At 59.7% G+C, this 21501-nt stretch carries 18 protein-coding genes; 8 read left to right on the forward strand and 10 right to left on the reverse strand.

Annotation, left to right across the window (positions count from 1 at the left end):
• Positions 1-52: 52 nt before the first annotated feature.
• The 4 genes from mdtD to yccS all read left to right on the forward strand — a co-directional run bounded on the left by mdtD (position 53) and on the right by yccS (position 6780).
• Positions 53-1480, forward strand: coding sequence for a multidrug transporter subunit MdtD (mdtD, locus tag ACMXYI_RS04760; protein ID WP_415771930.1), 1428 nt, complete (start codon positions 53-55; stop codon positions 1478-1480).
• 230 nt (positions 1481-1710) lie between these two features.
• A complete protein-coding gene (dbpA, locus tag ACMXYI_RS04765) occupies positions 1711-3048 on the forward strand; it encodes an ATP-dependent RNA helicase DbpA (protein ID WP_415773860.1) in 1338 nt (445 codons plus the stop codon).
• Positions 3049-3181: 133 nt separating this feature from the next.
• The gene (locus ACMXYI_RS04770) at positions 3182-4360 is read left to right on the forward strand and encodes an NAD(P)/FAD-dependent oxidoreductase (protein WP_415771932.1); all 1179 of its coding nucleotides are present in this window, start codon (positions 3182-3184) and stop codon (positions 4358-4360) included.
• A gap of 236 nt (positions 4361-4596) precedes the next feature.
• Positions 4597-6780: a YccS family putative transporter gene (gene yccS / locus ACMXYI_RS04775; RefSeq protein ID WP_415771934.1), complete on the forward strand. Its 2184-nt coding sequence runs from the start codon at positions 4597-4599 to the stop codon at positions 6778-6780.
• Positions 6781-6923: 143 nt separating this feature from the next.
• Here the strand turns inward: yccS and ACMXYI_RS04780 are convergent, their stop codons facing one another.
• Positions 6924-7661 carry a substrate-binding periplasmic protein gene (locus ACMXYI_RS04780; RefSeq protein ID WP_415771936.1) on the reverse strand — a complete coding sequence of 246 codons (738 nt, stop codon included), beginning with the start codon at positions 7659-7661 and terminating at the stop codon, positions 6924-6926.
• 257 nt (positions 7662-7918) lie between these two features.
• Here ACMXYI_RS04780 and ACMXYI_RS04785 point away from each other — a divergent pair, with 257 nt between their 5' ends.
• Positions 7919-8371, forward strand: coding sequence for a GNAT family N-acetyltransferase (locus tag ACMXYI_RS04785; RefSeq protein WP_046045281.1), 453 nt, complete (start codon positions 7919-7921; stop codon positions 8369-8371).
• Between the two features lie 123 nt (positions 8372-8494).
• Here the strand turns inward: ACMXYI_RS04785 and ACMXYI_RS04790 are convergent, their stop codons facing one another.
• Genes ACMXYI_RS04790 through ACMXYI_RS04800 form a run of 3 tightly spaced genes read right to left on the reverse strand, consistent with a single transcriptional unit; the run spans position 8495 to position 11483 of the window.
• Positions 8495-8791 carry a winged helix-turn-helix domain-containing protein gene (locus ACMXYI_RS04790; RefSeq protein ID WP_007894945.1) on the reverse strand — a complete coding sequence of 99 codons (297 nt, stop codon included), beginning with the start codon at positions 8789-8791 and terminating at the stop codon, positions 8495-8497.
• A 31-nt stretch (positions 8792-8822) separates the two neighbouring features.
• Complete coding sequence (locus tag ACMXYI_RS04795; RefSeq protein WP_033060381.1) at positions 8823-9314, reverse strand: M48 metallopeptidase family protein; 492 nt, start codon at positions 9312-9314, stop codon at positions 8823-8825.
• Positions 9315-9359: 45 nt separating this feature from the next.
• A complete protein-coding gene (locus tag ACMXYI_RS04800; protein ID WP_415771938.1) occupies positions 9360-11483 on the reverse strand; it encodes a putative bifunctional diguanylate cyclase/phosphodiesterase in 2124 nt (707 codons plus the stop codon).
• A 322-nt stretch (positions 11484-11805) separates the two neighbouring features.
• Here ACMXYI_RS04800 and ACMXYI_RS04805 point away from each other — a divergent pair, with 322 nt between their 5' ends.
• Positions 11806-12474 (forward strand): polysaccharide lyase family 7 protein, encoded by a 669-nt coding sequence (locus ACMXYI_RS04805; protein ID WP_415771940.1) that lies wholly within the window; start codon positions 11806-11808, stop codon positions 12472-12474.
• 223 nt (positions 12475-12697) lie between these two features.
• Here ACMXYI_RS04805 and fba read toward each other — a convergent pair whose 3' ends face one another.
• From fba to tkt, 6 genes are all read right to left on the reverse strand, one after another.
• On the reverse strand, positions 12698-13762 hold the full coding sequence (fba, locus tag ACMXYI_RS04810) for a class II fructose-bisphosphate aldolase (RefSeq protein ID WP_219095091.1): 1065 nt from the start codon (positions 13760-13762) through the stop codon (positions 12698-12700).
• Positions 13763-13891: 129 nt separating this feature from the next.
• Positions 13892-14224: an MliC family protein gene (locus ACMXYI_RS04815; RefSeq protein WP_008151977.1), complete on the reverse strand. Its 333-nt coding sequence runs from the start codon at positions 14222-14224 to the stop codon at positions 13892-13894.
• Between the two features lie 56 nt (positions 14225-14280).
• Positions 14281-14502, reverse strand: coding sequence for a hypothetical protein (locus tag ACMXYI_RS04820; protein ID WP_415771941.1), 222 nt, complete (start codon positions 14500-14502; stop codon positions 14281-14283).
• A gap of 34 nt (positions 14503-14536) precedes the next feature.
• The gene (locus ACMXYI_RS04825) at positions 14537-15700 is read right to left on the reverse strand and encodes a phosphoglycerate kinase (RefSeq protein WP_415771943.1); all 1164 of its coding nucleotides are present in this window, start codon (positions 15698-15700) and stop codon (positions 14537-14539) included.
• 17 nt (positions 15701-15717) lie between these two features.
• A complete protein-coding gene (gene epd, locus ACMXYI_RS04830) occupies positions 15718-16767 on the reverse strand; it encodes an erythrose-4-phosphate dehydrogenase (protein ID WP_415771944.1) in 1050 nt (349 codons plus the stop codon).
• Positions 16768-16918: 151 nt separating this feature from the next.
• Complete coding sequence (gene tkt, locus ACMXYI_RS04835) at positions 16919-18916, reverse strand: transketolase (RefSeq protein ID WP_415771946.1); 1998 nt, start codon at positions 18914-18916, stop codon at positions 16919-16921.
• A 273-nt stretch (positions 18917-19189) separates the two neighbouring features.
• Here tkt and ACMXYI_RS04840 point away from each other — a divergent pair, with 273 nt between their 5' ends.
• Together ACMXYI_RS04840 and metK are read left to right on the forward strand one after the other, a co-directional pair.
• Positions 19190-20185 carry an ArsR/SmtB family transcription factor gene (locus ACMXYI_RS04840; RefSeq protein ID WP_415771948.1) on the forward strand — a complete coding sequence of 332 codons (996 nt, stop codon included), beginning with the start codon at positions 19190-19192 and terminating at the stop codon, positions 20183-20185.
• A gap of 18 nt (positions 20186-20203) precedes the next feature.
• Positions 20204-21394, forward strand: a complete 1191-nt coding sequence (gene metK / locus ACMXYI_RS04845) for a methionine adenosyltransferase (RefSeq protein WP_192409197.1) — start codon at positions 20204-20206, stop codon at positions 21392-21394.
• The last annotated feature ends 107 nt before the right edge of the window (positions 21395-21501 follow it).

Below are 21501 nucleotides of genomic sequence, written 5' to 3' on the forward strand. Positions count from 1 at the left end.
CACGCGGAGCGTGGGAACGATCATCGTCGTCGTTTAAATCAAATGAGGTCCCATGCCCAACCGCCCGCCTCTCGACGCTGTCACCGCCCGCTGGGTGCCGTGGGTTGTCGCCATCGCGTTCTTCATGCAATCCCTCGACGGGACCATCCTCAACACCGCCCTGCCCGCCATGGCCCGAGACCTGGCCGAAGACCCGCTGCGCATGCAAGGCGTGATCATCGCCTACATGCTCACCGTCGCCTTGCTGATCCCCGCCTCGGGCTGGATTGCCGACCGTTTCGGCACCAAGAAAATCTTCTTCGGCGCGATCCTGCTGTTCAGCCTCGGCTCGTTGCTCTGTGCGCTGTCGAGCACCCTGAGCATGCTGATTGGCGCGCGGGTGATCCAAGGCCTGGGCGGCGCGCTGATGTTGCCTGTCGGGCGACTCGTGGTACTCAGAGCCTACCCGCGCTCGGAGCTGGTGCGAATCATGGGTTTCATCACCATCCCCGGATTGCTCGGCCCGTTGATCGGCCCGACCATGGGCGGCTGGATGGTGGAATACCTGACCTGGCACTGGATCTTCCTGATCAACCTGCCGGTGGGCGCTGTCGGTTGTTACGCGGTGTGGAAGTTCATCCCTGACCTGCGCGGCACCGAACGCACGCGTTTCGACAGCCTGGGCTTTTTGCTGTTTGGTGCGGCGATGGTGCTGATCACTATCGCCATGGAAGGTCTCGGCGAATTGCACCTGCCGCACTTGCGCGTGATGTTGCTGCTGTTCGCCGGCATGGCCTGTCTGGCGGCGTATTGGTTGCGGGCCGGGCACATCGAAAATCCGCTGTTCGCACCGTCGTTGTTCAAGACCCGGACGTTTGCCGTGGGCATCCTCGGCAACCTGTTCGCCCGACTGGGCAGCGGCGCCCTGCCGTTTCTCGTGCCGTTGCTGCTGCAAGTGGCGCTGGGTTACTCGCCGTCCCAGGCCGGGATGAGCATGTTGCCGCTGGCGGCGGCAGCGATGGTCGCCAAGTCGGTGGCGCGACCGCTGATCGAACGTTTGGGCTATCGCATCGTGCTCACCGGCAATACGTTGGCGCTGGGGTTGATGCTGGCGAGCATGGGGCTGGTCAGCGAGCAGACGCCGTACTGGCTGCTGTTGGTGATGCTGTCGATTCTCGGCGCGATCAACTCCTTGCAGTTCACCGCCATGAACACCGTAACCCTGATCGACCTCGACGACGCCAGCGCCAGCAGCGGCAACAGCCTGCTGTCGGTGGTCGCGCAATTGTCCCTGAGCCTTGGCGTTGCCTGTGCCGGCGCCTTGCTCGGCGGGTTCACGGCGGAGATCGGCAACGACGGCGTAGACACGGTTCTGGGCGCATTCCAGCTGACCTTTGTCACGGTCGGAATCATGGCGATGCTGGCCGCGACGATCTTTTCCCAGCTCTCACCAAAGGATGGCCGACGGACGGTCAGCCGCGAGCACGATATAGAGCACTGATCTGTAGCAGCTGCCGAGGCACGAGGCTGCGTTGCGTGTCCGCAGGACCGCCCCCGGGGGCCGCTTCGCAGCCCAACGCAGCCTCGTGCCTCGGCAGCTGCTACGACTATTCGTCCAGAATTTGCAGGTGAAGAGAGCGAGACTGGTACACTGCGCGACATTTTGTTTTGCAGGCCAGTCCCGTGACCACCATCGCCACCGCTTTTAATACTTTGCCGCTGTCCGCCGCCATGCTGGCTAACCTCGACTCCCTCGGTTATGCCCAGATGACGCCGATCCAGGCGCAAAGCTTGCCGGTGATCCTCAAGGGGATGGACCTGATCGCCCAGGCCAAGACCGGCAGCGGCAAAACCGCCGCCTTCGGTATCGGCCTGCTGAACCCGATCAATCCGCGCTTCTTCGGTTGCCAGGCGCTGGTCATCTGCCCGACTCGCGAGTTGGCTGACCAGGTCGCCAAGGAAATCCGTCGCCTGGCCCGTTCCGAAGACAACATCAAGGTCCTGACCCTGTGTGGCGGCGTGTCCTTCGGCCCGCAGATCGGCTCTCTGGAGCATGGCGCGCACATCATCGTCGGCACCCCGGGCCGCCTTCAGCAGCATTTGCGCAAAGGTTCGCTGGTGCTCCATGGCCTGAACACGCTGATCCTCGACGAAGCCGACCGCATGCTCGACATGGGCTTCTACGACTCCATCGAAGAAATCATTGCCCAGACCCCAGAGCGTCGCCAGACCCTGCTGTTCTCCGCCACGTACCCGACGGGTATCAAGCAGTTGGCGGCGAAATTCATGCGCACCCCTCAGATCGTGAAGGCCGAGGCGTTCCACGACGACACGCAGATCGAGCAACGTTTCTACGAGATTTCCCCGGAAGAGCGCATGGACGCCGTGGTCAAAGTCCTCGCGCATCATCGTCCGGCCTCCTGTGTCGCCTTCTGCTTCACCAAGCAGCAGGTTCAGGAAACCGTCGATCACCTGAGCTCCAAAGGCATCTCCGCCGTCGGCCTGCATGGCGATCTGGAACAGCGTGACCGCGACCAGGTACTGGCCATGTTCGCCAACCGCAGTACTTCGGTACTCGTTGCCACCGACGTCGCCGCGCGCGGTCTGGACATCGATGCGCTGGACATGGTGATCAACGTCGAGCTGGCCCGTGATTCGGAAATCCACATCCACCGTGTTGGCCGTACGGGCCGCGCCGGTGAGAAAGGGATTGCGATCAGCCTGGTCGCACCGTCCGAAGCCCACCGCGCCCAAGCCATCGAGCTACTGCAGAAGTCGCCGTTGAGCTGGGATCAGCTGGACAACCTCAAATCCCAGGGCGGCGCACCGCTGCTGCCGGTAATGAGCACGCTGGTCATTGGTGCTGGCCGTAAAGACAAGGTTCGTCCGGGTGACATTCTTGGCGCACTGACTGGCGATGCGGGCATTCCTGGCGCTCAGGTTGGCAAGATCGCGATTTTCGATTTCCAGGCCTATGTGGCTGTGGAACGCGGGATCGCCAAGCAAGCCTTGCAGCGTCTGAACGATGGCAAGATCAAAGGCCGTTCGCTGCGCGTTCGCATCCTCTGATCAGTGATCGTTCCCACGCTCTGCGTGGGAATGCATCCCGTGACGCTCCGCGTCACAAAGCGGACGCAGAGCGTCCATTGCGGCATTCCCACGCAGAGCGTGGGAACGATCGAGTACTGTTGAGGACACCGTTTTGCGCTCTACCGAAGTCGTGATCATTGGCGCTGGCGCCGCAGGTTTGATGTGTGCGCTGACTGCCGCCGGGCGCGGGCGCAAGGTGATGTTGCTCGACCATGCGAACAAGGCCGGCAAGAAAATCCTGATGTCGGGCGGTGGCCGCTGCAATTTCACCAACATGTACACCGAACCGAGCAATTTCCTCTCGCAGAACGAACACTTCTGCAAATCCGCCCTGGCCCGCTACACCCAGTGGGATTTCATCGGCATGGTCGCCAAACACGGCGTGCCGTACCACGAGAAGAAACTCGGCCAGTTGTTCTGCGATAACAAATCCAGCGACATCCTTGAAATGCTGATCGACGAGTGCAATCAGGTCGGCGTCAGCCTGCACCTGGACACCTCTATCCAGCACATCGAGAAAATGGAAAGCGGCTACCTGCTGCAAACCACCCTCGATCAGATCACCTGCGAATCGTTGGTGATTGCCACTGGCGGCTTGTCGATCCCGACGCTGGGTGCGACCGGTTTCGGCTATCAGGTGGCCAAGCAGTTCGGCCACGACCTGCTGCCGACCCGGGCAGGTTTGGTGCCGTTCACCATCACCGATCAGCTCAAGGAGCTTTGCACCGAACTGTCCGGTACGTCGGTGGATTGCCTGGTGAGCTGCAATGAGCAGAGTTTCCGCGAGAACATCCTGTTTACCCACCGCGGCCTCAGCGGTCCGGCGATTTTGCAGATTTCTTCGTTCTGGGAATCCGGCGATACGGTAGAAATCAACCTGATGCCGGACCATGACGTGCCGACCTGGCTGCAACAGCAGCAAGCCGAACGTCCGAACAGCGAGCTGAAAACCCTGCTGGGGGAAATCTTCACCAAGAAGATGGCCAACCTGCTGGCGGACAACTGGTTCGCCTCCAAACCGATGAAGCAGTACACCCACGCAGAAATTGCCGACATCGCCGAAAAACTGGCGAGCTGGAAAGTGGTTCCGGCCGGCACTGAAGGTTATCGCACCGCTGAAGTGACATTGGGCGGCGTCGATACCAACGAGGTGTCGTCCAAGACCATGGAATCGCTCAAAAGCCCAGGGCTGTATTTCATCGGCGAAGTGCTCGACGTGACCGGGCATTTGGGCGGGTTCAACTTCCAGTGGGCCTGGGCCTCGGGTTACGCCGCCGCGCAGTACGTCTGATTGACCGCGTTATTGTTTCCCCCTGTAGGAGCCGAGCTTGCTCGCGATAGCGGTCTAACCGCCAACATCATTGTTGAATGTTAATCCGTCATCGCGAGCAAGCTCGGCTCCTACATTTGCGGGGGGAGTTCGCCAGGGAAGGAACAGATTTTGCTGTCAGATGTGATCGGCGCCATTGCGTCGACGTCATTACTGGCTCAATTTAGCGTCATTGCCTCGGAAGGCCCTCGCACTTCATGTCATCGACCCCCTTTAGTCAGTCTCTGCGTCGCCTCTGGGCGCTGGATAAATTCAGCTACAGCGTGCGGGTGTTCATCGCCCTGACCGGCAGCATGGCGCTGTGTTGGTACAAGGATGAAATGGGGCTGCTGATCCCGCTGTTCCTCGGGATCATCGCCAGCGCCCTGGCCGAGACCGACGACAGTTGGCAAGGTCGCCTTAACGCACTGGCCGTGACGCTGGTGTGCTTCAGCGTCGCCGCCCTCTCCGTCGAACTGCTCTTCCCCTACCCCGTCGTTTTTGTCATCGCCCTGGCACTGGCCAGTTTCGGCCTGACCATGCTCGGCGCCTTGGGTGAACGCTATGGCGCGATTGCCTCGGCGACGTTGATTCTGTCGGTTTACACCATGATCGGCGTGGACCAGCGCGGCGGTGCAGTCACCGATTTCTGGCACGAACCGGTGCTGCTGGTGGCCGGTGCAGCGTGGTACGGTTTGCTCTCGGTGCTGTGGCAGGCGATGTTTTCCAACCAGCCGGTGCAGCAAAGCCTGGCGCGTTTGTTCCGCGAATTGGGTTACTACCTGAAGCTGAAATCGTCGCTGTTCGAGCCGATCCGGCAGATGGACGTGGAAGCGCGTCGACTGGAACTGGCGCAGCAAAACGGTCGTGTCGTGGCAGCACTGAACGCCGCCAAGGAAATCATCCTGCACCGGGTCGGCAACGGTCGACCGGGTTCGAAACTCAGCCGTTACCTGAAGCTGTACTTCCTCGCTCAGGACATCCACGAGCGCGCAAGTTCCTCGCACTACCCTTACAACGCCCTGGCCGATGCCTTCTTTCACAGCGACGTGATGTTCCGCTGTCAGCGCCTGCTGCGCCAGCAAGGCAAGGCCTGCCGGGCGCTGGCCGAGTCGATCCAGATGCGCCAGCCGTTCATCTATGACGCGAGCTTCGCCGAAGCCCTGAGCGACCTGCACGCCTCTCTCGAACACTTGCGCATTCAGAGCAACCCGGCGTGGCGCGGACTGTTACGGTCGTTGCGAGCACTGGCGGCCAACCTCGGCACGCTCGACCGTTTGCTCAGCGATGCCAGCAATCCCGACGCCTTGGCCGACGCCACCGACAGCAGCCTGCTCGACCGTTCGCCCCGTAGCCTCAAGGATGTGTGGATTCGGTTACGCACGCAGCTGACACCCACTTCATTGCTGTTCCGTCACGCACTGCGTTTGCCCCTGGCCTTGAGCATCGGCTACGGGATGGTGCATTTGATCCACCCGTCTCAGGGTTACTGGATCATCCTCACCACGCTGTTTGTCTGCCAACCGAACTACGGCGCCACCCGCCGCAAACTCGGCCAGCGGATCATCGGCACCGCCATCGGCCTGACCGTGGCCTGGGCGCTGTTCGATCTGTTTCCGAACCCCTTGGTCCAGTCGTGCTTCGCAATCGCCGCCGGGGTGGTGTTCTTTATCTACCGCACCACCCGCTACACCTTGGCGACGGCCGCGATCACCTTGATGGTGCTGTTCTGTTTCAACCAGGTCGGGGATGGTTACGGGCTGTTCCTGCCGCGGTTGTTCGACACCTTGCTGGGCAGCCTGATCGCCGGGCTGGCGGTGTTCCTGTTCCTGCCGGACTGGCAGGGCCGACGCCTGAACAAAGTGCTGGCCAACACCCTCACGTGCAACAGCATTTACCTGCGCCAGATCATGCAGCAATACGCCGCCGGCAAAAGCGACGACCTGGCGTATCGCCTGGCCCGGCGCAATGCGCACAACGCCGATGCGGCGCTGTCGACGACGCTCGCCAACATGCTGATGGAACCGGGGCACTTCCGTAAGGAGGCGGATGTCGGGTTCCGCTTCCTGGTGCTGTCGCACACCTTGCTCAGTTATTTGTCCGGGCTGGGCGCACACCGGGAAACCCAGCTACCGCCCGACGTGCGCGAGCATTTGATCGACGGTGCCGGCGTGAAACTGGCCACCAGCATCGATGAAATTGCCCAAGGGTTGGCGAGCAAACTGCCGATTACGATTCAAAGCGATGAGGAAGAGGCACTGGCCAATACGCTTGAACAGATGCCGGACGAAATCGATGAAGGCCAACGGCTGGTGCAGACACAGTTGGCGTTGATCTGCCGTCAGCTTGGGCCATTGCGCACGCTGGCAGCGCACCTCATCAAGGAAACGAGCGAGGACTGAGATGTGCGGCGGCTGAGCCGGCCCCTTCGCGAGCAAGCCCGCTCCCACATTTGATCTGCAGTGGGTACGGATTTTGTGTACGACAGAGACCTAATGTGGGAGCGGGCTTGCTCGCGAAGGGGCCATCAGCCACACCACAAAGCTCACAGTCCGTGCTGTTTTATCAACCGCTGATAACTCCCATCCACTTTCATCGCCGCGATCTCGCGGTCGAAACCGGCGACGATCTGTTCATGCCTGGGGTTCTTCAGGCTGACCAGAATGTGCAGGCTGTTCTCGCTCAATGGATTGGGCAAAAACTCCACGGCATTGCGCACCTTGGCTGATTCCCGGGCCAGGTAGTAACGCGCGACGTATTCATCTTCCAGCGTCAATTTGACCCGGTCGGCGGCGACCATGCGCACCGCCATGGAAAAGCTGTGCACCGGGACTTTCTGCAGCGATACGTCGTCATCGAACTCCGGCGAATAGGCGTAACCGCGCACCACCGCTATCGGGTAGGTGTGCAGTTGTTGCAGGTTGTTGTATTCGATCGGCGTGTCTTTGCGCTTGAGAAAGCGCACCCGGTTGAGCAGGTATTCGCCGGAAAAATGGCCAAATTTCGTACGATCGTCGGTGTACCAGGCGTTGACCAACACGTCGTATCGACCCTCGCCAACCCCCAGCAAGGCCCGCGCCCAAGGCACTTGTTCAAAGTCACTGGCATAACCGGCCCGAGCCAGCGCTGTGCTGACGATGTCCGTGGCCAACCCACCGTTGACCAGCGTGGCGTCGGTAAAGGGTGGCCAGGCATCGGCTACCAATCGCAGCTTTTCCGCTGCCGCGCCTTGAGTCAGCAACAGCAATCCAATCAAAGCAAAGGCTCGATGCAATCGCGGCATGCTAGAAAATCCTTAGCGGGCGGGACGCCCGACGTGTTTTCAGCCAAAACTCCAAGGCCCCCGTACTGCCAAACCCAGGTACTAACATTAGCTCATCGAAGCCACTGCACAGCGCTTCATCCCAGATTACACAAACAAGACAAGGCCGCGCGAAATGAATGATGGCATTTTGGCCTTTGTCACAGATTTCTCTGCCATAAAGACATCTTTCGCCTGGGCGCTTAGTATCGGAGTGACGATGTTCAAGGAGTGTGAAGATGACAATCGATTGGGTCTGCAAACACCACAGCGATCTGGGCAAAGAGCAGCTGTACGCCATTCTGCAGCTACGTGCAGAGGTGTTTGTCGTTGAGCAGAAATGCGTCTATCAGGATGTCGACGGCCAGGATCTGGAAGGTGACACCTGTCATTTAATGGCTTGGGACGGGGATCGGCTGGTGGCGTACCTGCGGTTGCTCGACCCGGAGTTACAGGGTGGCGACGTGGTCATCGGGCGGGTGATCATTGCCCCGCAAGCGCGCGGCACCGGGCTTGGGCATGAGTTGATGGCACAGGCGTTGAAGCAGGCTGAAAAGCGCTGGCCTGAAGTACCGATCTATCTCTCGGCCCAGGCGCATTTGCAGGGGTATTACGGGCGGTACGGGTTTGTCGTGGCGGGCGAGGAATTTCTCGAGGATGACATTCCGCATATCGGGATGCGCCGTCCGTAATGATCGTTCCCACGCTCTGCGTGGGAATGCAGCCCGGGACGCTCCGCGTCCCTGCCGAAGCGGACGCAGAGCGTCCATTGAGGCATTCCCACGCGGAGCGTGGGAACGATCGGAGTCGGTAGTTCAGGGATATTCCAGCACCGCTTTGATCTGCCGAAGATTGCGCTCGATCCACCCCCGATCTATCGCCCCCCACTCGCGAATCCGATAGCGCCCGGCATGATTGCGCGCGCCTTCTTCCTGCTCGAACTCGCAAACAATATCCAGATCCGCCAATGCTGCGATGGTGTCCTGCGCCGTACGCCGGGGCATGCCGGTGACTTCGGTCAACGCCGGGACGCTACTGGCCAACCCGCTATCAATCAGGTACGCCACGTACAACCGACGATAGAAGCTGCTCTTGGTCTTGCTTACATCCATCTAAACACTCCCGGTTGCGATATTTTGATCGCTATTGCATATCCCGCCACGTCAGGTACACCCGCACATCGAACTCCACCTGGTGATACCCCGGCAACATGTGTTCGCAAAGCTTGTAGAACGCCTTGTTGTGATCCGACTCTTTGAAATGCGCCAGTTCATGCACCACGATCATTTTCAGAAACTCGGCCGGCGCCTCCTTGAACAACGAAGCAACACGAATTTCTTTCTTGGCCTTGAGCTTGCCGCCCTGCACCCGGGATATCGCGGTGTGCAATCCGAGGGCGCGGTGGGTCAGGTCCAGGCGGTTGTCGAACAACACTTTATCGATGGCCGGGGCGTTACGCAGGTACTCCTGCTTGAGGTCCAGCGTATAGGTGTACAACGCCTTGTCGCTCTGTACCCGGTGTTTTTCCGGGTAACGCTGGCTCAGGTAGTCGCCCAGCCGACCGTCGGCGATCAGCTGGCGCACTTGGTCCTGCAGTGCTGCAGGATAGGCCTGGAGGTATTTCAACGCGGTCATTGGGGTGGCAACACGATTCACCAAAAGGTCGCCAGTGTAGCGAATTCAGCCGGTCAGCGTGTTCCAGTCGAACGGCCGCACAAAGTCGCCGACGTCCTCGGCCATCATCGGCCGTGCGACCAGAAACCCTTGCACGTACTCGCAACCATTGGCTTGCAGCCATTGATATTGCGCAATGGTTTCCACCCCTTCGGCAATCACCAGCATCCCGTACTCCTTGCACAGCCCGATCACATTGCGCACCAGCGCCGCATCGCGTGAGGACTCCAGAAGCCGGGCAATCAAATGCCGGTCGAACTTGAGCGTGTCCAACTCCAGATCCCGCAGATGAGACAGCGAACACAGCCCGGAACCAAAGTCATCCAGGGCCACGCGCACACCCAGGTTACGCAGCAGGCGCAGCTGTTTGCGGGTTTCCTCGGGGTTTTGCAACAAGGCCTCTTCTGTGACCTCGACTTCCAGATGGCGCGCCTGCAAGCCATGGCGCTCCAGTACCTGGCGCAACTCAGTGACCAGATTGGGCATGCCGAATTGCGTACTGCTCAAGCTGACGCCCAGCACCAGGTCGTCGGGAAACAAGGTTTCCCAGGCTTTTCGCTGGCTCGCCCCTTGTTGATAGATCCAGCTGCCCAGGCGACTGATCAACCGCGCCTCTTCCAGCAATGGCAAAAACAGCCCCGGCGGTACATCGCCGACGCTCGGGTGCTGCCAGCGGATCAGCGCTTCAAACCCGCGAACCTGCCCACTGGCAATGGCCACCTGAGGTTGATACACCAAATTGAAATCACGGTTCTCGATCGCCGCGCGCACACTTTCTTCGAGCATCAGCCGCGAGCGCGCCCGGCCGTTCATTTCGTGATCGTAGTAACGATATTGCTGACGGCCGGCGCGCTTGGCTTCGTACATGGCGATGTCAGATGCGCGCAACAAACCGTCAAGATTGGAACCGCAATCCGGGTACGTCGCAATGCCGATGCTGGCGCCCAACGCGATATCCAGACCATCAATCTGCTGACAGATCGACACCCGCTCAATCAGCTTCTCGGCAATCTTTGCCGCTTGCTCGGGGAACTCCAGATCCAGCAAAGCGGTGAACTCATCACCGCCCATGCGAGCCAGAATGTCGAAGGGCCGCAAACAGGCCTTCAACTGCTCGGACACCCACCGCAGCGCCCGGTCGCCGGCATCGTGACCGAGGGAATCGTTGACCCGTTTGAAGCCGTCGAGGTCCAGATACAGCAGCACCCAGGCACTGTCGGAGCGGTCGCCACGCAGCAGCAGGTTTTCCGCCGTCTGGTAAAAACCGCGACGATTGAGCAGCCCGGTCAATGGGTCAGTGACGGCCTGGAACTCCAGTTGCTGATGCAGATGGCGCACCACCGACATGTCCAGCACCGTCACCACCATCGCATGTTGTTCGCTGGGCAACGGTGCGCAGGACAGCGCCACGGGCACCTGCTGGCCGGGCGCCGTACGCAGCAATGCATCATGCAGGCGCAGGGTTTCGCCGCGCTTGTAACCGGCGAACAGCTCGGAGTCGGCCCAGATCGGAATGTGCGGATTTTGCAGGAAATCCAGGAATTCTTTGCCTTGCAGGTCTTGCAACGTGGCATTGAGCAGCCGCGATATCGCCGGATTGGCAAAGCGGATCAGACCGTCCTCACCGACCACCAGGATGCCTTCGGCGGCATTGTCGAGCACCGAGGCATTAAATGCGCGCGCGACCTCCAGATCGTGGCTCAGGCGCTGCAACGCACGGCGATTGCGCTGATGCTCGAGCAGCGCCTGGACCTTGGGCTTGAGAATTTGCGGGTCGAACGGTTTGAACAGGTAATCCACCGCGCCGCTGGCATAGCCCTTGATCATAGCGTCCTGGGACTGTTCGTTGGCGGTAAGGAAAATGATCGGCGTGTGGCGGGTTCGTTGGCTGCCGCGCATCAAGCGTGCCACTTCAAAACCGTCCATGCCCGGCATCTGCACATCCAGCAGCACCAGGTCGACATCGTGTTCGAGTAACAGACTGAGCGCCTCGAAGCCCGAGGCGGCGGTCATGACCTGCCAGTCCTGGCGCTGCAACAACGCGCGCATGCTGATCAGGTTTTCAGGATAATCATCGACGATTAAAAGAATTGAACTGCCTTCAGCTGGCGTGGGTTGCGCGCATTCCATGCTGCTTCTCTTATGCGGGACGTCAGGCCGATTTCTCGTGAAAACCGGACAAATACCAAGCCTTCACTCTAGACCGGGTTCTGCAAAAGCAGAAGCTATCAGTACGCCATCATTTAACCAAAGAGTCCATTTGCCGACTAACGGTCGGCGCCACAGGCCCCGGAAACCGGGAAAGATGGCCTTTTAACAGGATTTTGACGTCACCCGTTTGTCATTTACGCATTAACAAATTGAACTTCTACGATTATAAGGATTGCCCCCAAGGCGCGTGCCAGAGCTTCTGGTACGTCCGTGCAGTAAAAATTCGTGGAAGCTTTTGTCTATGATCGATCTCGCAACCTGGAACCTCAGCGTTCCCGTCGGCAATCCGCCATACACTGTTGAAACGTCAAAACTGGTGGATGGCTTCAAGGACCAATACTTCCACTCCGACACCGGCACCTTGTTTTTCTGGACCCCGGTCACCGGCTCTACAACTGAAAACGCAAAGTATCCCCGTACCGAACTTCGCGAAACCTACAGCAATGGCACCCTGAAAAACTGGCTCTACCCGGACGCCGACAACTCCCTGCGTGCCACCCTGGCGGTGAACCAGGTACCGACCTCGGGCAAGATCGTCATCGGCCAGATCCACGCCTATGAAAGCCAGAAGCCCATGGTGAAGCTCGAGTATCAGTACTCGACCAGCACACAGTCAGGTAGCATCGTCGCCAAGGTTCGTATGCACCCTGATGACGATGCAGCACGGATAATCACCATTGCCACCGGGGTGAAACTGGATCGGGAGTTTTCCTACCTCATCCACCTGAGCCCGCGCGGCGCGCTGGGCATCAGTGCGGCGGGCTACCAATGGGACACCGACATCAGTAAAACCTGGAGCGTCAAGCCGCTGTACTTCAAGGCCGGTGTTTATGTGCAGGACCACACCGGGTACACCAGCGAAGGCGGGAAAGTGACGTTCAGCAAACTCGATATTGATCACGATAAATAATCTCCCCTCACTCTGATCGTTCCCACGTGGAGGCATCGAACCGTCCGCGTGATAACGCATCCCGGGACGCTCCGCGTCCCATCCAGAGCCGACGCGGAGCATCCGTTGAGGCGTTCCCACGCGGGAGCGTGGGAACGATTTTAAAGAGTCAGTAGTTAATTCCCAGACAATAAAAAACCCGCATCGCTGCGGGTTTTTTAATACCGGTAAAAACGCTGAACGCTTAGTTGACCTTAGCGTTCAACTCACCTTTCAGGTAACGCTGATACATCGCTTCCAACGAGATCGGTTTGATCTTCGAAGCATTACCCGCCGTACCAAACGCTTCATAACGTGCGATACACACATCACGCATGGCAGTAACAGTCGCGCCGAAGAATTTACGCGGATCAAACTCGCTCGGGTTGGTGGCCATCAGGCGACGCATCGCACCGGTGGACGCCAGGCGCAGGTCGGTGTCGATGTTGACCTTGCGCACGCCGTGCTTGATGCCTTCGACGATTTCTTCAACCGGTACGCCGTAGGTTTCTTTGATGTCGCCGCCGTACTGGTTGATGATTGCCAGCCAGTCTTGCGGAACCGAAGAAGAACCGTGCATCACCAGGTGGGTGTTCGGGATGCGTTTGTGGATTTCTTTGATACGGTCGATGGCCAGCACGTCGCCGGTAGGCGGCTTGGTGAACTTGTACGCGCCGTGGCTGGTGCCGATGGCGATGGCCAGGGCGTCGACCTGAGTGCGTTTGACGAAGTCAGCGGCTTCTTCCGGGTCGGTCAGCATTTGGCTGTGATCCAGGACGCCTTCGGCGCCGATGCCATCTTCTTCACCGGCCATGCCGGTTTCCAGCGAACCCAGGCAGCCCAGCTCGCCTTCTACCGATACGCCGCAGGCGTGAGCCAGGGCTACAGTTTGTTGGGTGACGCGGACGTTGTAGTCGTAATCGGTCGGGGTCTTGCCGTCTTCGCCCAGGGAACCGTCCATCATCACCGAGCTGAAGCCCAGTTGGATGGAGCGCTGGCAGACGTCAGGGCTGGTGCCGTGGTCCTGGTGCATGCACACCGGGATGTGCGGGAATTCTTCGATTGCAGCGAGGATCAGGTGACGCAGGAACGGTGCACCGGCGTATTTGCGAGCACCGGCCGAAGCCTGGACGATCACCGGGGAGTCAGTCTTGTCAGCGGCTTCCATGATGGCGCGCATCTGCTCAAGGTTGTTGACGTTGAAGGCTGGAACGCCGTAGCCGAACTCGGCTGCGTGGTCCAGCATCTGGCGCATGCTGATAAGTGCCATTGTGTGTGTATCTCCCGGTTGAGGGTCGTTAATCGTGCCAGCCTGCCGTAGCGGCGGCGGCTATTCAAGTTATTGCAGATCGGGGGTCAGCCCTGCCTGCCAATTCGGTGTTGCCTCAATCTTGCGGCGTTACTGCGCTTTGCAACCGCGGCCGATCAAATCATTGGTGGCGACCCAGTACACCAGGCCTTCCTCACCTTTTATGTGAAACGCCAGCATGTCATTGCTGTACAGCGAACCTTCGGCGCCCGGTTCATGCTTCAAGCGGTAGACCTGATCGGCACCGCCCAGGCGAACGTCGACTTCCTTGCGGCTTTCGTCGGTGTAGCGCCAGAGCACTTTGGCCTGACTGTCGCAGGTCCAGGTGGTCCAGCTGTCCGTCGATTCGGCAGGCTTGAACAGGTTCAAATTAGCGCAACCTGCCAGCAGAGCCAGCGCCGTAACGGCGATAAAACCTTTCATCCATGTTCCTCGACTGACGACGCACGCCGCCAGCCCTGAGTAAAGTGTCAGACCCGTCAAGGGCAACCATGTTCCTTGGCCGGGGTCTGTGTCTCATATTTGTCCAGGCCATCAGGCCCGGAACGCTTGTTGATCACCGGGTTGGTTTCGGCCTGCCAGTCGGCCTGGTAGCAGCCTTTGTCCTGTTCAGGCGTCTCGGGTACCTTCGGGGCTTTCGGGTTACTCCCGCAAGCTGCCAACGACCCCGCGATAATCAACAGCGCAAATGTTTTGACCATCTGAACACTCCTTTGCCTGGTCAAATGGGCGGCCTCAGGCCTTGGCCCGGCTTTCCAGGACTTCAACGGCTGGCAGCACCTTGCCTTCGACGAACTCGAGGAACGCGCCGCCACCGGTAGAAATGTAGGAGATCTGATCGGCAACGCCATATTTATCGATGGCGGCCAGGGTGTCGCCGCCGCCAGCGATGGAGAATGCCGAGCTTTCTGCGATGGCCTGGGCCAGGACTTTGGTGCCGTTACCGAACTGATCGAATTCGAACACGCCCACCGGGCCGTTCCACAGGATGGTCCTGGACGACTTCAGCAGCTCGGCGAAATTCGCCGCGGTCTGTGGGCCGATGTCCAGGATCATGTCGTCTGCAGCCACATCAGCGATCAGCTTGACGGTAGCGGTGGCGCTTTCAGCGAATTCCTTGGCAACCACGACGTCTACCGGCAGCGGCACGCTGACCTTGGCGGCGATGGCGCGAGCGGTGTCCAGCAGGTCCGGCTCGTACAGGGACTTGCCGACCGGGTGACCGGCAGCAGCCAGGAAGGTGTTGGCAATGCCGCCGCCGACGATCAGCTGGTTGCAGATCTGGCTCAGGCTGTTCAGCACGTCGAGTTTGGTGGAAACCTTGGAGCCGGCAACAATCGCCGCCATTGGCTGGGCCGGGGCGCCGAGGGCTTTGCCCAGTGCGTCCAGTTCGGCTGCCAGCAATGGGCCAGCGGCCGCGACTTTGGCGAACTTGGCCACGCCATGGGTCGAACCCTCGGCGCGGTGAGCGGTGCCGAAGGCATCCATCACGAACACGTCGCACAGGGCGGCGTATTGCTGGGCCAGTTCGTCAGCGTTCTTTTTCTCGCCTTTGTTGAAGCGCACGTTTTCGAACAGCACGATGTCGCCGGCCTTCACGTCAATGCCGTTCAGGTAATCGGCCACCAGCGGCACTTCGCGGCCCAGAGCCTTGCTCAGGTAGTCAGCGACTGGCTTGAGGCTGTTCTCGGCCGAGAACTCGCCTTCGGTCGGACGGCCAAGGTGCGAGCAGACCATCACGGCCGCGCCTTTTTCCAGGGCCAGCTTGATGGTCGGCAGCGAGGCCAGGATTCGCGCATTGCTGGTGACAACACCGTCCTTGACTGGGACGTTGAGGTCTTCGCGGATCAGTACGCGCTTACCTTGCAGATCGAGGTCGGTCATCTTCAACACGGTCATGGGTCGCATTTCCTGGGTTACGGTTTTTTGATAGCTGTTTGCAGATAGTGCTCTGCAACATCCAGCATTCGGTTGGCAAAACCCCATTCGTTGTCGAACCAGGCCAGGATGTTCACCAGCCGTGGGCCGGAAACTCGAGTCTGACTGGCATCGACGATGGCCGAATGTGGGTCATGGTTGAAATCACAACTGGCGTGAGGCAACTCGGTGTAGGCCAGAAGGCCCTTGAGCGGGCCGCTGGTGGCAGCCTCGCGCAAAATCCGGTTGACCTCGGTGGCGTCGGTGTCGCTCACGGTCTGCATCGTAATGTCGAGGCAAGACACGTTAACCGTCGGCACCCGCACGGCTTTGGCCTGAATTCTCCCGGCAAGTTCCGGTAACAGCCGTTCGATGCCACGTGCCAGACCAGTGGACACCGGAATCACCGACTGAAACGCCGAACGGGTGCGGCGCAAGTCTTCGTGATGATAGGCGTCGATCACCGGCTGATCGTTCATCGCCGAGTGAATGGTGGTGATCGACACGTATTCCAGACCAATGGCCTGATCCAGCAGGCGCAACAGCGGCACGCCGCAGTTGGTGGTGCAGGACGCGTTGGACACCAGCAACTCATCACCGGTCAGGCAATCCTGGTTCACGCCGTAGACGATGGTGGCGTCGACATCCGCCTCGCTGGCCATCGGCTGGGAAAACAGCACGCGCGGCGCGCCGGCGTCGAGGAAACGCTGGCCGTCTTCACGGGTGTGGTAAGCGCCGGAGCACTCCAGCACCAGATCGACGCCCAGTGACGCCCAATCGATGCCTTCGGGGGTGGCACTGCGCAGGACCTTCACGCAGTCGCCATTAATATGCAGACAATCGCCGTCGACCTTCACTTCCCCGGGAAAACGCCCGTGAGTGGAGTCGAAGCGTGTCAGGTATTCGATGCTGGCCATGTCAGCCAGATCGTTGATCGCAACAATTTCAAACCCGGCCTTATCGCCTCGCTCAAACAACGCACGCAAGACGCAACGACCAATCCGGCCGTAGCCGTTGAGTGCAACTTTGTAAGGACGCGGTTGAGGCATGGGGTTCTCGATTACCGTGGTGAATCCGTCATTGCAGTGTTGCCTGACCGACCGCTATCGCGGGCAAGCCCGCTCCCACAGGACCGATGGAGATCCTTGTGGGAGCGGGCTTGCCCGCGATAGCGTCAGTCCAGACGACACACTTTCTGGATCAGTCTTCCAGCAGCTCTTCAGCCTGACCCAGGATGTTTTCCAGGGTGAAGCCGAACTCTTCGAACAAGGCAGGCGCAGGCGCCGACTCGCCGTAGGTGGTCATGCCGATCACGCGGCCTTCCAGGCCCACGTACTTGTACCAGTAGTCCGCGTGGGCGGCTTCGATGGCGATACGGGCACTGACCTGCAACGGCAGAACCGCTTGCTTGTAGCCAGCATCCTGAGCATCGAACACGCTGGTGCAAGGCATCGAAACAACACGCACCTTACGACCTTGTTCGGTCAGCTTGTCGTAGGCCTGAACCGCCAGGCCCACTTCCGAACCGGTAGAGATCAGGATCAGCTCAGGCTCGCCATCGCAGTCCTTCAACACGTAACCGCCACGGGCGATGTCGGCGATCTGGAACGCATTACGGGTTTGGTGCTGCAGGTTCTGACGCGAGAAGATCAGCGCCGAAGGGCCGTCCTTGCGCTCCAGAGCCAGTTTCCAGCACACCGCCGATTCAACGGCATCGGCTGGGCGCCAGGTGTCGAGGTTCGGCGTGCTGCGCAAGCTGGTCAGTTGCTCGATCGGCTGGTGAGTCGGGCCGTCTTCGCCCAGACCGATGGAGTCGTGGGTGTAGACGAACACGACACGCTGCTTCATCAGCGAGGCCATGCGCACGGCGTTGCGGGCGTATTCCATGAACATCAGGAAGGTCGCGCCGTAAGGCACCAGACCGCCGTGCAGGGTTACGCCGTTCATGATCGCGCTCATGCCGAACTCGCGAACGCCGTAGTACATGTAGTTGCCGCTGGCGTCTTCAGCCGAAACACCTTTGCAACCTTTCCACAGGGTCAGGTTGGAACCGGCCAGGTCAGCGGAGCCACCCAGCAGTTCAGGCAACAGCGGGCCGTAGGCATTCAATGCGTTCTGGCTGGCTTTACGGCTGGCGATGGTTTCGCCCTTGGCGGCGACTTCAGCAATATAAGCATCGGCTTTTTCAGCGAAGTCTTCCGGCAGTTCGCCGCTCAGACGACGAATCAGCTCGTTGGCCAACTCAGGGAAGGCAGCAGAGTAGGCCGCGAAACGCTGATCCCATTCGGCTTCGGCCGCGCGACCGGCTTCCTTGGCGTCCCACTCGGCATAAATGTTGGCCGGGATTTCGAACGGACCGTGGTTCCATTTCAGCGCAGCGCGGGTCAGAGCGATTTCCGCGTCACCCAATGGGGCGCCGTGGCAGTCTTCTTTGCCTTGCTTGTTCGGCGAACCGAAACCGATGGTGGTCTTGCAGCAGATCAGCGTCGGCTGATCGCTTTTACGCGCGGTATCGATCGCGATCTTGATCTCTTCAGGGTCGTGACCGTCGACGTTGCGGATGACCTGCCAGTTATAGGCTTCGAAACGCTTCGGGGTGTCGTCGGTGAACCAGCCTTCGACTTCGCCGTCGATGGAGATGCCGTTGTCGTCGTAGAAGGCGATCAGTTTACCCAGGCCCAACGTACCGGCCAGGGAGCCGACTTCGTGGGAAATGCCTTCCATCATGCAGCCATCACCCAGGAACACGTAGGTGTGGTGGTCGACAACGTTGTGGCCCGGACGGTTGAACTGCGCCGCCAGGACTTTTTCTGCCAGGGCAAAACCAACGGCGTTGGCCAGGCCCTGACCCAGTGGACCGGTGGTGGTTTCAACGCCTGGGGTGTAGCCGAATTCCGGGTGACCCGGTGTGCGGCTGTGCAACTGGCGGAAATTTTTCAGGTCATCGATCGACAGGTCATAGCCGGTCAGGTGCAGCAGCGAGTAGATCAACATCGAACCGTGACCGTTGGACAGCACGAAGCGGTCACGGTCGGCGAACGATGGATTGCTCGGGTTGTGCTTCAGGTAGTCACGCCAAAGTACTTCGGCGATATCCGCCATACCCATAGGGGCACCGGGATGGCCGCTGTTGGCTTTTTGCACGGCATCCATGCTGAGGGCACGAATGGCGTTGGCACGCTCACGACGGCTGGGCATCGCTGTTCTCCTGCGGATATTGAATCGAGAGTGAATAAAACGAAACGGAAAAAAGGCGAGCATTTTCCCTCACCCACCCGCCTCGGGGCAATGACAGATAGTCATCTGAAGGCGTTTTTCCGGTGGATAAAGTCGCATTCGCCTGGTGAAACCTTTCCGCTGACGAGTTGTAGAGTGACCCTTCCCCCGAGAAGTGCCATCTATCGAGCAATATCAAAACTTTTTGATATTGCTCTTGCGGTGTTTTCTGACCGTCACTAGACTGCTGGCCTTATGAATTTACGTGTGCCTTCCATTCGACATGACGATTGCGATGAGCTGGCGGCCCTGTGCAAGGCCGGCGGCGATCCTCTGCGGCTGAATGTATTGCGCGCGCTGGCCAACGATTCGTTTGGCGTACTGGAGCTGGCGCAGATCTTTGGCATCGGCCAGTCCGGCATGAGTCATCACCTCAAGGTATTGGCCCAGGCCGACCTGGTGGCGACGCGCCGTGAAGGCAACGCGATTTTCTACCGTCGCGCCCTGCCCCACACCGACCTGCTGGGCGGCAAGCTGCATGCCGCGCTACTGGAAGAAGTGGACAACCTGACCCTGCCTGCCGAGGTGCAGTCGCGGATCGCTCAGGTCCATGGGCAACGGGCGGCGGCCAGCCAGGACTTTTTCTCACGGGTCGCGGAGAAGTTTCGCGCCCAGCAAGACTTGATCGCCGGTCTGCCGCAATACCGCGAAAGCGTGGTGGCATTGCTCGACAAGCTGAGTTTCAGCGAAGGCGCCACGGCCATCGAAGTCGGCCCCGGAGATGGCGCATTTCTGCCGGAACTGGCGCGCCGCTTCACACAGGTTACGGCGCTGGACAACAGCCCGGCGATGCTCGAACTGGCGCGCCAGGTTTGCGAACGTGAAACGCTGACTAACGTCAGCCTGCAATTGGCCGATGCATTGAACGGTGTCCGCCTCAAGGCTGACTGCGTTGTACTGAACATGGTGCTGCACCATTTCGCCGCGCCGGCCGAAGCACTCAAGCACATGGCCAACATGCTGCAACCGGGCGGTAGCCTGCTCGTGACAGAGTTATGTAGCCACAACCAGAGTTGGGCCAGGGAGGCCTGCGGTGATCTATGGTTGGGGTTTGAACAGGACGATTTGGCCCGTTGGGCCACCGCTGCGGGACTCGTTCCCGGGGAAAGCCTCTATGTAGGCTTACGTAATGGTTTCCAGATCCAGGTCCGCCATTTTCAGCGACCGGCTGGCGACACTCACCATCGGTAAATTCAGGAAAAAATCGAGATGAGCGAATACTCCCTCTTCACCTCCGAGTCCGTGTCCGAAGGGCATCCGGACAAAATCGCCGACCAGATTTCCGATGCTGTGCTGGACGCCATCATTGCTGAAGACAAGTTCGCCCGTGTAGCGGTCGAGACACTGGTCAAAACCGGCGTTGCAATCATCGCAGGTGAAGTCACCACGTCGGCCTGGGTCGACCTGGAAGAGATCGTGCGTAACGTCATTCTGGACATCGGCTACAACAGCTCCGATGTCGGCTTCGACGGCGCCACTTGCGGCGTGATGAACATCATTGGCAAGCAGTCTCCTGACATCAACCAGGGTGTCGACCGTGCCAAGCCTGAAGATCAGGGCGCCGGCGATCAGGGCCTGATGTTCGGCTACGCCAGCAACGAAACCGACGTGCTGATGCCAGCACCGATCACCTTCTCGCACCAGCTGGTTCAGCGTCAGGCCGAAGCCCGTAAATCCGGCCTGCTGCCTTGGTTGCGCCCGGATGCCAAGTCGCAAGTGACTTGCCGTTACGAAGGCGGCAAGGTTGTCGGTATCGACGCCGTTGTACTGTCGACCCAGCACAACCCTGACGTGTCCTACAAAGACTTGCGCGAAGGCGTGATGGAGCTGATCGTCAAGCACGTACTGCCTGCCGAGCTGCTGTCCAAAGACACCCAGTTCCACATCAACCCGACTGGCCAGTTCATCATCGGTGGCCCGGTAGGCGACTGCGGCCTGACCGGTCGCAAGATCATCGTCGACAGCTACGGCGGCATGGCCCGTCACGGCGGCGGCGCGTTCTCCGGTAAAGATCCATCGAAGGTTGACCGTTCGGCCGCCTACGCGGGTCGTTACGTGGCTAAAAACATCGTGGCGGCCGGCCTGGCCGAGCGTTGCGAGATTCAGGTTTCCTACGCAATCGGTGTTGCTCAGCCGACGTCGATCTCGTTGAACACCTTCGGCACCGGCAAGATCAGCGACGACAAAATCGTCAAACTGGTTCGCGAAGTGTTCGACCTGCGTCCATACGCAATCACCACCATGCTCGACCTGCTGCACCCGATGTACCAGGAAACCGCTGCGTACGGCCACTTCGGTCGCACCCCGACAACCAAGACTGTGGGCGATGATACTTTCACCACTTTCACCTGGGAAAAGACCGACCGCGCCGATTCCTTGCGCGCGGCTGCCGGCCTGTAAGACTTCCCCGGCGGTACCAAAAGCCCCGCACGGTTCGCCGTGCGGGGCTTTTTATTGTCCGTTTTCCAGAGGCCGACACACGCTGAAAAACAGCCGGCCTTCTGATC

The sequence above is a fragment of the Pseudomonas lyxosi genome (genome assembly GCF_047758685.1).
GTDB lineage: Bacteria > Pseudomonadota > Gammaproteobacteria > Pseudomonadales > Pseudomonadaceae > Aquipseudomonas > Aquipseudomonas lyxosi.

What these genes read in the sequence shown, in the direction of transcription:
- tkt (WP_415771946.1), bottom strand. Translation starts at nt 18,916, where the DNA reads ATGCCCAGCCGTCGTGAGCGTGCCAACGCCATTCGTGCCCTCAGCATG.
- ACMXYI_RS04805 (WP_415771940.1), top strand. Translation starts at nt 11,806, where the DNA reads ATGATCGATCTCGCAACCTGGAACCTCAGCGTTCCCGTCGGCAATCCG.
- ACMXYI_RS04795 (WP_033060381.1), bottom strand. Translation starts at nt 9,314, where the DNA reads ATGACCGCGTTGAAATACCTCCAGGCCTATCCTGCAGCACTGCAGGAC.
- ACMXYI_RS04780 (WP_415771936.1), bottom strand. Translation starts at nt 7,661, where the DNA reads ATGCCGCGATTGCATCGAGCCTTTGCTTTGATTGGATTGCTGTTGCTG.
- metK (WP_192409197.1), top strand. Translation starts at nt 20,204, where the DNA reads ATGAGCGAATACTCCCTCTTCACCTCCGAGTCCGTGTCCGAAGGGCAT.
- fba (WP_219095091.1), bottom strand. Translation starts at nt 13,762, where the DNA reads ATGGCACTTATCAGCATGCGCCAGATGCTGGACCACGCAGCCGAGTTC.
- mdtD (WP_415771930.1), top strand. Translation starts at nt 53, where the DNA reads ATGCCCAACCGCCCGCCTCTCGACGCTGTCACCGCCCGCTGGGTGCCG.
- ACMXYI_RS04840 (WP_415771948.1), top strand. Translation starts at nt 19,190, where the DNA reads ATGAATTTACGTGTGCCTTCCATTCGACATGACGATTGCGATGAGCTG.
- ACMXYI_RS04785 (WP_046045281.1), top strand. Translation starts at nt 7,919, where the DNA reads ATGACAATCGATTGGGTCTGCAAACACCACAGCGATCTGGGCAAAGAG.
- dbpA (WP_415773860.1), top strand. Translation starts at nt 1,711, where the DNA reads ATGCTGGCTAACCTCGACTCCCTCGGTTATGCCCAGATGACGCCGATC.
- ACMXYI_RS04825 (WP_415771943.1), bottom strand. Translation starts at nt 15,700, where the DNA reads ATGACCGTGTTGAAGATGACCGACCTCGATCTGCAAGGTAAGCGCGTA.
- ACMXYI_RS04820 (WP_415771941.1), bottom strand. Translation starts at nt 14,502, where the DNA reads ATGGTCAAAACATTTGCGCTGTTGATTATCGCGGGGTCGTTGGCAGCT.
- epd (WP_415771944.1), bottom strand. Translation starts at nt 16,767, where the DNA reads ATGCCTCAACCGCGTCCTTACAAAGTTGCACTCAACGGCTACGGCCGG.
- ACMXYI_RS04815 (WP_008151977.1), bottom strand. Translation starts at nt 14,224, where the DNA reads ATGAAAGGTTTTATCGCCGTTACGGCGCTGGCTCTGCTGGCAGGTTGC.
- ACMXYI_RS04790 (WP_007894945.1), bottom strand. Translation starts at nt 8,791, where the DNA reads ATGGATGTAAGCAAGACCAAGAGCAGCTTCTATCGTCGGTTGTACGTG.
- yccS (WP_415771934.1), top strand. Translation starts at nt 4,597, where the DNA reads ATGTCATCGACCCCCTTTAGTCAGTCTCTGCGTCGCCTCTGGGCGCTG.
- ACMXYI_RS04800 (WP_415771938.1), bottom strand. Translation starts at nt 11,483, where the DNA reads ATGGAATGCGCGCAACCCACGCCAGCTGAAGGCAGTTCAATTCTTTTA.